This window comes from Pseudomonas sp. AO-1 (genome assembly GCF_019775695.1).
In the GTDB taxonomy this organism is placed as follows: Bacteria; Pseudomonadota; Gammaproteobacteria; order Pseudomonadales; family Pseudomonadaceae; genus Aquipseudomonas; species Aquipseudomonas parakoreensis.
In genome coordinates this window covers 552,029-563,615 of sequence record NZ_CP079947.1, presented here as the reverse complement: position 1 = coordinate 563,615, position 11,587 = coordinate 552,029, and the positions used below count along the sequence as shown (strand labels likewise).

The following is an 11,587-nucleotide window of genomic DNA, read 5'->3' as shown; positions in this document are numbered from 1 at the left end:
AATAACAACAATGCACCCAAGCCTGACCGAAACACCTGCCCTGTCGCGCCGTGGCCTGCTGAAATTCAGCCTCGGTGCCACCGCGGTCCTCGCCACCGCCGGCCTCGGCGCCAGCCTCAGTGGTTGTTCATCGAGTGTCGCGGCCAATGGCTTCGTCACTTTGCGCGACGGCGACCTGCTGTTCCTGCGGGCACTGATTCCGGTGATGCTCGAAGGCGCCGTGGCCACCGAGAAAATGCCCGGTGTGGTGGATGCCACTCTGAAGTCGCTGGACTTCAGCCTCGATCACCTGTCGCCGGAGATGCTCAAACTCACCCGACAACTGTTCGACGTGCTCGGCATGGCCGTCACCCGCGGGCCGCTCACCGGCATCTGGGGCAGTTGGGAAAACGCCAGCCCCGAGGCGATGCGTCACTTCCTCGAACGTTGGCAGAACAGTTCATTGAGCCTGCTGCGCATGGGCCACAGTTCTTTGCAGCAGATGGTGATGATGGCCTGGTACACCCGCGCCGAGTCCTGGGGCCATTGCGGCTACCCCGGCCCGCCTACTGTTTAATACCGAGTCGCGCCGTTCGCGAGCAGGCTCGCTCCCACATTTGCACCGCATTCCTCCTGTGGGAGCGAGCTTGCTCGCGAAGGGGCCCGCCAGAACAACAAGAACAAGAGAACCTGATCAATGCCCGTACCCGACCCGTTCCGCGAAGGCCTCGCCCGTGGCTGGAAAACCTACAACGGCGCCCAACTGACCGACGACCTGACGCTGCAAACCGACGTGGCCATCATCGGCAGCGGTGCCGGAGGCGGCACCACGGCGGAAATCCTCAGCGCCGCCGGTTACAAAGTGCTGCTGATCGAAGAAGGCCCGCTCAAGACCAGTTCCGACTTCAAAATGCTTGAAGACCAGGCCTACAGCAGCCTCTATCAGGAAGGCATCGGCCGCATGAGCAAGGACGGCGCGATCACCATTCTGCAGGGTCGTGCGGTGGGCGGCACCACGCTGATCAACTGGACGTCGAGCTTCCGCACGCCCGAGCCGACCCTCGAACACTGGGCCAGGGAACACAACGTCAAAGGCCACAGCCCGGCCGAGATGGCGCCGTGGTTCGAGAAAATGGAACAGCGCCTCGGCGTCGCGCCATGGAGGGTCCCGCCCAATGCCAACAACGACGTGATCCGCAAGGGCTGCGAGCAACTCGGCTACAGCTGGCACGTGATCCCGCGCAACGTCCGTGGCTGCTGGAACCTTGGCTATTGCGGCATGGGCTGCCCGACCAATGCCAAGCAGTCGATGATGGTCACCACCATTCCGGCGACCCTGGAAAAGGGCGGCGAGCTGCTGTACCTGGCCCGCGCGGAAAAACTGTTGATCAGCGGCGACAAAATCACCGGCCTGCAATGCGTGGCGATGGACGAGCGCTGCGTCGCGCCGACCGGACGCAAAATCACGGTCAAGGCCCGGCATTACGTGCTGGCCGGCGGCGGCATCAACAGCCCGGCCCTGCTCTTGCGTTCAGACGCGCCGGACCCGCATCAGCGCCTCGGCAAACGCACCTTTTTGCATCTGGTTAACATGTCTGCGGGGCGCTTCGACGAGGTGATCAATCCGTTCTACGGCGCGCCGCAGTCGATCTACTCGGATCATTTCCAGTGGAAGGACGGCACCAGCGGGCCGATGGGCTACAAACTCGAAGTGCCACCGCTGCAACCGGCTCTGGCGGCAACGCTGCTCGGCGGCTTCGGCCAGCAGAACGCCGAACACATGGCTGATCTGCCGCGCACGCACGCGATGCTGGCGCTGCTGCGCGACGGTTTCCATCCGGACAGCCCCGGCGGCAGTGTCGAATTGCGCGGCGACGGCTCACCAGTGCTCGACTATCAAGTCTCGCCTTACGCCTGGGAGGGCTTGCGTCGCGCGTTTCACAGCATGGCCGAGATCCAGTTCGCCGGCGGCGCGAAAGCGGTAATGCCGATGCACGCCGATGCGCGCTACGTAAACACCCTGGCCGAGGCGCGCAAATTGATCGACGGTCTGAGCCTTGAGCTCTACCGCACGCGACTGGGCAGTGCCCACGTGATGGGCGGTTGCGCAATGGGTGAAGACCCGAAAAACGCGGTTACCGACAGCCTTGGCCGGCATCATCAACTGAGCAATCTTTCGGTTCACGACGGCTCGCTGTTCCCCACCAGCATTGGCGCCAACCCGCAATTGTCGGTGTATGGACTGACCGCACAACTGGCGACATCCCTCGCCGATCGGCTGAGAAATCCGTGAAAAAAACGGTTTATCGCGTCGTCTATAGTGCTTTCTTACCCAACAGGCGACTTGGCCGACCGGGACGGCTGCGATACCATCCGACTCCCCAACGGACTCCCGCCAGGACGACGCGATGAACCGAGTGTTGTACCCAGGTACCTTCGACCCTATTACCAAAGGGCATGGCGATCTGGTCGAACGCGCCTCGCGCCTGTTCGATCACGTGATCATTGCGGTCGCCGCCAGCCCGAAGAAAAATCCGCTGTTCCCGCTGGAACAACGGGTTGAGCTGGCTCGCGAGGTCACCAAACACCTGCCCAACGTCGAAGTGGTCGGCTTCTCGACGCTGCTGGCGCATTTCGCCAAGGAGCAGAACGCCAATGTGTTTCTGCGCGGCCTGCGTGCGGTGTCGGACTTCGAATACGAATTCCAGCTGGCCAACATGAACCGCCAGTTGGCCCCGGACGTCGAGAGCCTGTTTCTCACCCCGTCCGAGCGTTATTCGTTCATTTCCTCGACGCTGGTGCGGGAAATCGCCGCGCTGGGCGGCGATATCAGCAAGTTCGTGCACCCGGCCGTGGCCGATGCCCTGACCCTACGCTTCAAAAAGTAGGAGCTGCCGAAGGCTGCGATCTTTTGCTTTTAAAGATTGCAGTCTCGTGCCCTTGATCGCAGCCGCGTGCACTGTTCTCGCCAATGCGGCACAATTGCGCGCATTGATTTATTGCGCCCGGGCCTGCCGCCCCGGCTGGAGTTAGCATGTCCCTGATCATCACCGACGATTGCATCAACTGCGACGTCTGCGAACCCGAGTGCCCGAACGCTGCCATTTCCCAAGGCGAAGAGATCTACGTGATCGACCCGAACCTGTGCACCCAGTGCGTTGGCCACTACGACGAACCGCAGTGCCAACAGGTCTGCCCGGTGGATTGCATTCCGCTGGACGAGGCGCATCCGGAGACTGAAGAACAGTTGATGGAAAAGTACCGCAAGATCACCGGCAAGGCCTGAGTCCTTCAGCGCCTGTTCCGACGCCATCGCGGGCGAGCCCGCTCCCACAGGGTTGTGTGGTGATACACAAATCGTGTGAACACCGAAATCCTTGTGGGAGCGGGCTTGCCCGCGATGAGGCCATCAATGACACCGCTGATCTCGGATCAGCTCACTCACGCTGCTCAAACCCCTCCCCCGTACACCCCAGACACCGCACAAAAGCAGCTTTCGCCGGATCCACCACCAGCGCCTGTCCCGCATCGCCCACCCCGCCACCCAGCGCGGTAAACGGCAATGACACCACAAACACCCCCGCACCCAGCACCGTTGCCACCACCAATAAAGGTCGGGCAATCAGCAAATCGCCGATCATGGCGTAGGCGGGAGGGTTCTGGATGGCGTAGCGCGGATCACCGCTGCCGTTTTCCGTGGCCTGAACGGCCAGGCTGAAACACAGCAGCAGTGTGACAAACAGGACTTGCAAGGACTTCATGGCACGATCCTTCGGGCTGAACAGTGAGACCACTCACTATAGACCGTAGGACTTTTTCAGCTTTTTGCCTCAGGTCTGACAGCGCGGACAGAACACACTGGCCCGTTGCCCCAGCTTCACTTCCCGCAGACCGGTGCCGCAGACCTTGCAGTGCTCACCGCCACGACCATAAACGAAGAGCTCCTGCTGGAAGTACCCCGGTTGCCCATCGCCGCCAATGAAATCACGCAACGTGGTGCCGCCGCGCTCGATGGCTGCGGCCAGGATGCGTTTGATCTCGATCGCCAGCTTCAGGTAACGCGCCCGGGAAATGCTCTTGGCTTCGCGCCGCGGATCAATCCCGGCGGCGAACAGCGCTTCGGTCGCGTAAATATTGCCGACGCCCACCACCACCGCGTTGTCCATGATGAACGGCTTGACCGCCATCGAACGCCCGCGTGACAACTGGAACAGCCGCTCGCCGTCGAACAGATCGGTCAATGGCTCCGGCCCGAGGCGAATCAGCAGTTCGTGATTGAGCGGGTCGCTACTCCAGAGCATCGCACCGAACCGGCGCGGATCGGTGTAGCGCAGGGCCAGCCCGGATTCCAGCTCGATATCGACATGCTCATGCTTGGCCGCCGGCATCCCGGCCTCAACCAGCCGCAAGTTACCGGACATGCCCAAGTGGCTGATCAGCGTGCCGACCTCGGCGTTGATCAGCAAATACTTGGCCCGCCGCTCGACCAGCACGATGCGCTGCCCGGACAGGCGCACATCGAGGTCCTCGGGAATCGGCCAGCGCAACCGGCGATCACGCACGATGACCCGGCTGACACGCTGACCTTCCAGGTGCGGAGCAATGCCCCGGCGGGTGGTTTCGACTTCCGGCAGTTCAGGCATGGCGTCCTCGAATCAATGCGCGCCGAGGTCGCGGATGGTCTGTTTGAGGGTTTCGAAATCGTAGTCCGACAAGCCCACGTAATCGAGAATCAGCGCACCGATGCTGTTCCACTCGTGGTCCTCGGTCTGGTTGCCCAGCACCCGATACGACGCACAGATGTGTTCGGCCATCTTCAGGATCGCCAGCAGATTCTTCATCTGGCTGTTGCGCGAGGACTCGTCGCTGAAGATCGCCAGCGCATTGTGGTGATTGGCAATCGCCGTGCTGACATGTTCCGGCAAGCGCCACGACTTGGCGGTGTAATAGCCGACTACGGCGTGGTTGGTGTTGAACTCGCTGTTTTCGGTGTCCACCACCCGGCATTCGGCGCTGGCGTTGGCATAAGCCTTTTCCAGTACCGACATGTAGTTGGGGAAGCGCTGCAGCATCAACGGCACGCCGCAGTCGTGGAACAAGCCCAAGGCGTAGGCTTCGTCGCCGGCCTGGGTGCCGATGCGCTTGGCCAGGGTCAGGCACGTCATCGCCACGTCCTGGGCGGTGTCCCAGAAACGGTTGAGGGTGACGATGGTGTCATCGTTCATCTCGCCCTTGATCGACTGCGCGTTGATCAGGTTGATGATCGAACGGCTGCCCAACAGGTTCACCGCACGCTGGATCGAGGTGATCTTGTTGCTCAGGCCGTAATACGGCGAATTGACGATTTTCAGCAGCGAACCGGACAGACCGGGATCCTGGGAGATCAGCTTGGCGATCACCTCCAGGTCCGGGTCGGGCATGTACTGCTCCATTTGCAGATCCACCATGATCTGCGGCTGCGCCGGCACACTGATGCCTTGCAGGGATTGTTGAATCTGTTCGGTGGTCAGCTCTTGGGACATAAGTACACACTCTGGGACAGGCGGCGATTCTAACCTCTAAAAACCGCACGACGACACACCAGTGGGCAATTGTCAGGAACTTTCATTCACGCTCAGGCTTCGGACTTTGTAAGGCCGACCGGACAATCAAGCACCGGCGCGGCGGTAATTTCCCGCAGACTCAGGAGCTTATCGATGACTACCTCCCTCACCGGCAAACGCGTCGCCATTTTGGTAACAGACGGTTTCGAACAGGTCGAACTGACCGGGCCCAAGCAAGCACTGGAGCAAGCCGGCGCTCAGGTCGACATCCTCTCGGCCGAGGCCGGCAAGGTCAAAGGCTGGCACCACGACAAGCCGGCGGATGACTTCAAGGTTGATCAGACTTTCCAAGGCGCCAGCAGCGAACAATACGACGCGATCGTCCTGCCGGGCGGCGTGCAGAACTCCGACACCATCCGCATCGACCAGGACGCCCAGCATCTGGTGAAAACCGGGGCCTCCGCCGGCAAACCGATTGCGGTGATCTGCCATGGCGGCTGGTTGCTGATTTCCGCCGGGTTGGTCAACGGCAAAACCATGACCAGTTACAAGACGCTCAAGGATGACTTGGTGAATGCCGGGGCCAACTGGGTGGATAAAGAAGTGGTCAAGGACGGTCATCTGATCAGCAGCCGTCAGCCGGATGATATTCCGGCGTTCAACAAGGAGCTGATCGACGCGCTGTCAGCCTGATCCGTGGGCTACTGAATTCATGTGGTGAGGGGATTTATGTGGCGAGGGGATTTATCCCCGATGGACAGCGCAGCTGTCCCAAATCGATTCACGCGGTCAGTCAGACAACTGCGTTCGGGGTTTGCGGCTGCTACGCAGCCGATCGGGGATAAATCCCCTCGCCACAGTAAACTCCTTCTTCACTGATTGCCCTTGCCACATGTCCACTCACCAGCCAATCAGGCTGAGCAACACGCTATACTCCCGCTCTTTTTTCCGGAGCGACGTCATGTCCCTGCCTAGCCTGCGCCTTAAAGCCAACGCCGACCGTCGCCTGCGCAACGGCCACTTGTGGGTCTACAGCAACGAAATCGATGTGGCCGCCACGCCACTGCACGGCTTCAAGGCCGGCGATCAGGCGATCCTCGAAGCCGCTGGCGGCAAGCCGCTGGGCATCGTCGCCATGAGCCCGAACAACCTGATCTGCGCGCGTCTGCTGTCGCGCGACATCAAGTTGCCGCTGGACAAGTCGCTGCTGGTGCACCGCCTGAACGTGGCCCTGTCACTGCGCGAGCGTCTGTTCGACAAGCCGTTCTACCGCCTGGTCTACGGCGACTCCGATCTGCTGCCAGGTCTGGTAGTCGACCGTTTCGGCGACATCCTCGTCGTGCAGATCGCCTCGGCGACCATGGAAGCGCATAAAGATGCTGTGATCGCTGCACTGACCCAAGTGCTCAAGCCGAGCGGCATCCTGTTCAAGAACGATTCCGCCGCCCGTGATGCCGAAGGCCTCAACCGCTACGTCGAAACCGTGTTCGGCCTGGTGCCGGAGTGGGTAGCCCTGGAAGAGAACGGTGTGAAATTCGAAGCGCCGGTCATTGGCGGCCAGAAAACCGGCTGGTTCTACGACCACCGCATGAACCGCGCCCGCCTCGCCCCTTACGCCAAAGGCAAACGCGTCCTCGACCTCTATAGCTACATCGGTGGCTGGGGCGTGCAGGCTGCGGCGTTCGGCGCCAGTGAAGTGTTCTGCGTCGATGCATCGGGCTTTGCCCTCGACGGCGTCGAGCGTAACGCCGCGCTGAACGGCTTCGCCGACAAGATGACCTGCATCGAAGGCGATGTCTTTGAAGCGCTGAAGGAACTCAAGGCCAGCGAAGAACGTTTCGACGTGATCGTTGCCGACCCGCCTGCGTTCATCAAGCGCAAGAAAGACATGAAGAACGGCGAAGGCGCCTACCGTCGGCTCAACGAGCAAGCCATGCGCCTGCTGACCAAGGACGGCATTCTGGTCAGCGCTTCATGCTCCATGCACCTGCCGGAAGACGACCTGCAGAACATCCTGCTGACCAGCGCCCGTCACCTGGACCGCAACATCCAGTTGCTCGAACGCGGCGGTCAAGGCCCGGACCATCCGGTACACCCGGCAATCGCCGAGACTCGCTACATCAAGAGCATCACCTGCCGTCTGCTGCCGAACAGCTGATAGGCTCATGAAACGGGGAGCCTGCGGGCTTCCCGTTGCTTTACGGCGATGCAATATCGTCGAATTTCTTTCCTTTTCCTACAACTAACTTCCTACATGTACGCAGGACATTTCCCTGCGCGTTGAATTTCAAGAACTAATACTTACAAACTTGACCTTGCAGCACATCCACTCCGACAAAATTAATAGAAATTTCCTACCCAAGTATCGCTTGCCAATAATTCATTACAACCTATTATTAAGTTGTCACCACGACGGTGACATTCACTCTCAATGAACAAGGAGTTCATACTTATGAAAGCAATTACTCTGGAAACCAACAAAATCGCAAACCTGGCTTTTCTGGTTGCGCCTAAAGCCCGCTAAGTAAACCGGAACGCTGGGGAGTGCCGGCACCCCAGCGTTCTTTCGACTACGCCCAGAGTGATGAATACAACATGTACATCAATCCTTATTTATTCATATTGCCGCGCTCGCCCGGACAAATAGTCTGGAACTACAAAGACCACACTCAACATGAACTGGACCTGAGCTACTCTTGTCGACTTGCACAACTAATCAATGATCCGGAACAGTTCGACAGACGCAACATAATAGACTCACAACTTCTAAACGCAGGCATATTAACCGTTGCAAAAATAGACAGTCCGCCATGGGGCTGGGACGAGCTGTCGAAGATTTATCATATTGGTACCCAGAACATTCCCTGCGAACAGACGCCCCAGAATATTCATGAGTGGTCCAGGCAATACCTGAACCATTGCAGTGCGGTGCTGACCACACCGGCACCCGCTCAAGATCGCCCGATACTTGAAGACGCACCTCGAATCGCCCTCCCCGCCTCTGCGGCCCTGACCGTCGCCAGCCTGGGTAATGTCCTGCGCTTGAGAAAAACCTGCCGCTCCTTTACTGGCGAAGCGATCACGCTCGGCGACGTCGGCACGCTGATGTATCTCACACTGGGTTTTCTTCACCATCGCGACCATGACCGCGACGAAAGCATCGCCGAAGGCCTCGGCGCCCGTCGCAGCAGTCCCTCCGGAGGTGGACTGAATGCCTGTGAAGGCTTTCTTCTGGCACGCAATATCGAGGGTCTTGAACCGGGCCTCTACGCCTATCACCCGGCAGAACACGCGCTCACCCGGGTCAACCCATTGCCCGAACCTGCGCTCGGCCATTTGCTGGCGGGCCAGCATTTCATCAATAACCTGCCTCTGGGCCTGTTCATCACCGCTCGTTTCGACAAGCTCTGGTGGAAGTATGAACACTCGCGCGCCTATCGCATGGCGTTCGTCGAGGCGGGTCATCTGTCGCAGACCTTTCAACTGGTGGCCACGGCGCTGGGCCTGGGAACGTGGCTGACCGGGGCATTCGCTGATCGGCAGGTCGAAGCCCTGCTCAAGCTCGAAGGCAGCGCTGAACAACCGTTGTTCTTTGTCGGCTGCGGTGCCAGCGACGGTCAGGCAATGTGTCAGGAAATGCGCGAGCTGTTGCTGGAGACGCGGAAATGAACGTGCCATCCACGGATCTTCCCGAAGCGCCAACGTCCTGGGCGCTTCGATTCACCCTCGGCGACTGGAACAACCACGCTTCGGTACGCACCAGCCGGCACGACTACCAGTTGCCGGAAGACCTGCAGCTGCAACTGCAGACCCGCTTCTGGTTCCCGCCGGCCTTCCTGCCGTATCTGTCCCATCCGGCCATCGAAGCCGCAGGCAGCAAGGTCATGCATCGGCTGGCAGCCAGCCACCTGGTGCACTTCCTGGACTACACCACGCTGCTTGAACACCGCATCGTCAACCGCGCCGTGGAAACCATCGTCCACGGCGAGTTGCCCGCCTACATTCCTTCACGGATGAAAACCGCCGCGCTGCAACTGTATACCGACGAGGGTTATCACGCGCTGTTCTCCCATCATCTGGCCGAACAGATCGCCGAACTGCATGGTTTTACCGGTCGCCCGCAGATGCCGCTGCGCATCACCCGCCTGACCGGTCAGATTGCCCGAACGCCGGAGAGTAAACGCCCACTGGCATGGTTTCTGCTGGGTTTCGTCTCGGAAACCATCATTGCCCGGGAGCTGCTGGATGTGTGTCGGGAAACGCTGGTCAGCAGCGTGAATGACATGTTGCGCGATCATCTCGCTGACGAAGCGCGCCACAGCCGGTTTTTTTCCGAAGTCTTCCACTACCTCTGGTTGACCCTGAACAGCCGCCAGCGCGCCTTCGTTGCCAGAACCTTGCTGGAGACCCTGGCGACCTTCTTCGAAGTGGACGAGCAATGGCTGCACCAAAGCCTGCGCCGCGCCGGTATCGGCGAAGGTGCGATCAAGGAAATCCTCGACAGCCTGACCAACGAGCACGCCAGCCGCCAGCGTGCCAGATCCGGAGCCGTGGCCACACTTGCCGCACTCGAAAGGGCCGGATTTTTCGCGCTACCCAACAACCGCAAACTTTTCGCCAAGGCAGGACTGATCGATGCGTGAAGGAAGAAAGGCAGTCACAACCCGACAACGCCGCGGGGCGGTCAGTCTGCTGTTGGCCATGGTGCTGCTGGGTGTGTTTCCGCTGGATGTTCTGCTGCCTTCGTTCCCGGCGCTGGCCGAACACTTCGCCCGCACTCCAGCCGATATTGCCCTGTCGATCAGCCTGTTCGCCGTGGGCATTGCCTTTGCCCAACTGATGATCGGGCCGTTGTCCGACGTCATCGGGCGCAAGGGACTTTTACTCGCCGGCATGGGAGTCTCGATCCTCGGCGCCATCGGTTGCGTGATGACCAGTCACTACACGCTGTTCATGACCTTTCGCATCGTGCAGGCCATCGGCTGCGGCTGTTTTGTCCTGTCGCAGGCGCTGGTACAGGATCTGTTCGATGGCAAGGAGCGCGATCGCCTGCGAATCCTGATGGTGACCGCCACCGGGATCTTCATCTCTCTGTCACCGCTGGCTGGCAGCTTCCTGCAAGCGGCCCTGGGCTGGCGCGGCAGCTTCTGGCTGTTCATCGCCCTGGCGGCTGCGGTGTTGCTCAAGGCCTGGCTGTTTCTCGACGGTGGTCGGCCAGACGTCAACGCTACACCGCTCAATTTCCTCAGCGCCTATCGACGGGTGCTCGGGGATTTCGAGTTCGTCGGCTACTGGCTGATTTCAGCTTTCGCATTCGCCTGCCACTTCTCGTTCATCGTCATTTCGCCGTTGATCTTCATGGATCAATTGCAGCTGTCCGCCTTCGACTTCTCGTTGATCCTGCTGATCTACGGTGCGGCCTATGTAACAGGCGGAATTGCCGCCGCGCTATTGAGCCGACGCATCAGTTCTGCGCAACAGATCGTGGCCGGGTTGAGCCTGATCCTGCTGGCGGGGCTGGTGATGCTATTTCTGTCGCAGCACTTCGCGCTCTCGCCCGCCACGGTATTGATCCCGATGCTGATCTGCACCGCCGGCACCACCATCTCACGCCCGGCCGCCACCTCACGAGCCATGGACCTGTTCCCGGAGAACGCCGGTACGTCAGCCTCGGCCGGCAGCACAATCATTTTTATTTGTGGTGGGTTGATCAGCGCACTGATCAGCCTCAGCCCGAGCAATCTGCAAGCGACCCTCGGCTACAGTTTTGTTCTGCTCAGTTGCATCGCACTGGCATTGAACAAGCGGATCAGCCATCGCGCCAGCGTCATCGAAAGCGGCGCCGTCACGCCCTCTGGCAGCGATTGAGCCTGCCAGTCGTCCTGCCACACGCACCGTCGGCACAGGAACAACGCTTTGCGCCATTCCCTCCGGGCGCCAGCGGTGTAGAATCGGCTGATTCATCGCCATTCATCCCCCGGCGGGTTTATGAGCTCAGGCTGAGGCAAGCGGCGATCCCGCAAAGTCATCGGCAACATCCAGGACACACGGCCATTTCTGAGTGT

At 60.1% G+C, this 11,587-nt stretch carries 12 protein-coding genes; 9 read left to right on the top strand and 3 right to left on the bottom strand.

The window, feature by feature from the left end; translation table 11 throughout:
• The first annotated feature begins 10 nt into the window (after positions 1-10).
• From KVQ82_RS02635 to KVQ82_RS02620, 4 genes are all read left to right on the top strand, one after another.
• Positions 11-556 (top strand): twin-arginine translocation pathway signal protein, encoded by a 546-nt coding sequence (locus KVQ82_RS02635; protein WP_222017893.1) that lies wholly within the window; start codon positions 11-13, stop codon positions 554-556.
• A 120-nt stretch (positions 557-676) separates the two neighbouring features.
• Complete coding sequence (locus KVQ82_RS02630) at positions 677-2,272, top strand: GMC family oxidoreductase (protein WP_222017891.1); 1,596 nt, start codon at positions 677-679, stop codon at positions 2,270-2,272.
• Positions 2,273-2,387: 115 nt separating this feature from the next.
• Positions 2,388-2,867, top strand: a complete 480-nt coding sequence (coaD, locus tag KVQ82_RS02625; protein ID WP_003229157.1) for a pantetheine-phosphate adenylyltransferase — start codon at positions 2,388-2,390, stop codon at positions 2,865-2,867.
• A 146-nt stretch (positions 2,868-3,013) separates the two neighbouring features.
• The gene (locus KVQ82_RS02620) at positions 3,014-3,265 is read left to right on the top strand and encodes a YfhL family 4Fe-4S dicluster ferredoxin (RefSeq protein ID WP_003195146.1); all 252 of its coding nucleotides are present in this window, start codon (positions 3,014-3,016) and stop codon (positions 3,263-3,265) included.
• A gap of 151 nt (positions 3,266-3,416) precedes the next feature.
• On the opposite strand, the gene KVQ82_RS02615 is transcribed toward KVQ82_RS02620, so the two are convergent.
• The 3 genes from KVQ82_RS02615 to KVQ82_RS02605 all read right to left on the bottom strand — a co-directional run bounded on the left by KVQ82_RS02615 (position 3,417) and on the right by KVQ82_RS02605 (position 5,447).
• Positions 3,417-3,740: a multidrug transporter gene (locus KVQ82_RS02615; RefSeq protein WP_222017889.1), complete on the bottom strand. Its 324-nt coding sequence runs from the start codon at positions 3,738-3,740 to the stop codon at positions 3,417-3,419.
• A 69-nt stretch (positions 3,741-3,809) separates the two neighbouring features.
• On the bottom strand, positions 3,810-4,622 hold the full coding sequence (gene mutM, locus KVQ82_RS02610; protein WP_145593615.1) for a bifunctional DNA-formamidopyrimidine glycosylase/DNA-(apurinic or apyrimidinic site) lyase: 813 nt from the start codon (positions 4,620-4,622) through the stop codon (positions 3,810-3,812).
• A gap of 12 nt (positions 4,623-4,634) precedes the next feature.
• A complete protein-coding gene (locus tag KVQ82_RS02605) occupies positions 4,635-5,447 on the bottom strand; it encodes an HDOD domain-containing protein (protein WP_174377003.1) in 813 nt (270 codons plus the stop codon).
• Between the two features lie 228 nt (positions 5,448-5,675).
• Between KVQ82_RS02605 and KVQ82_RS02600 the strand changes: the two genes are divergently transcribed.
• From KVQ82_RS02600 to KVQ82_RS02580, 5 genes are all read left to right on the top strand, one after another.
• Positions 5,676-6,215, top strand: a complete 540-nt coding sequence (locus KVQ82_RS02600; protein ID WP_222017887.1) for a type 1 glutamine amidotransferase domain-containing protein — start codon at positions 5,676-5,678, stop codon at positions 6,213-6,215.
• 268 nt (positions 6,216-6,483) lie between these two features.
• Positions 6,484-7,680: a class I SAM-dependent rRNA methyltransferase gene (locus KVQ82_RS02595; RefSeq protein WP_041063621.1), complete on the top strand. Its 1,197-nt coding sequence runs from the start codon at positions 6,484-6,486 to the stop codon at positions 7,678-7,680.
• A 437-nt stretch (positions 7,681-8,117) separates the two neighbouring features.
• Positions 8,118-9,191, top strand: coding sequence for a SagB family peptide dehydrogenase (locus KVQ82_RS02590; RefSeq protein ID WP_222017885.1), 1,074 nt, complete (start codon positions 8,118-8,120; stop codon positions 9,189-9,191).
• Positions 9,188-10,165: a diiron oxygenase gene (locus KVQ82_RS02585; RefSeq protein ID WP_222017883.1), complete on the top strand. Its 978-nt coding sequence runs from the start codon at positions 9,188-9,190 to the stop codon at positions 10,163-10,165. Before KVQ82_RS02590 ends, KVQ82_RS02585 begins: the two co-directional genes overlap by 4 nt.
• On the top strand, positions 10,158-11,390 hold the full coding sequence (locus tag KVQ82_RS02580) for an MFS transporter (protein WP_222017881.1): 1,233 nt from the start codon (positions 10,158-10,160) through the stop codon (positions 11,388-11,390). Before KVQ82_RS02585 ends, KVQ82_RS02580 begins: the two co-directional genes overlap by 8 nt.
• Positions 11,391-11,587 lie beyond the last annotated feature (197 nt).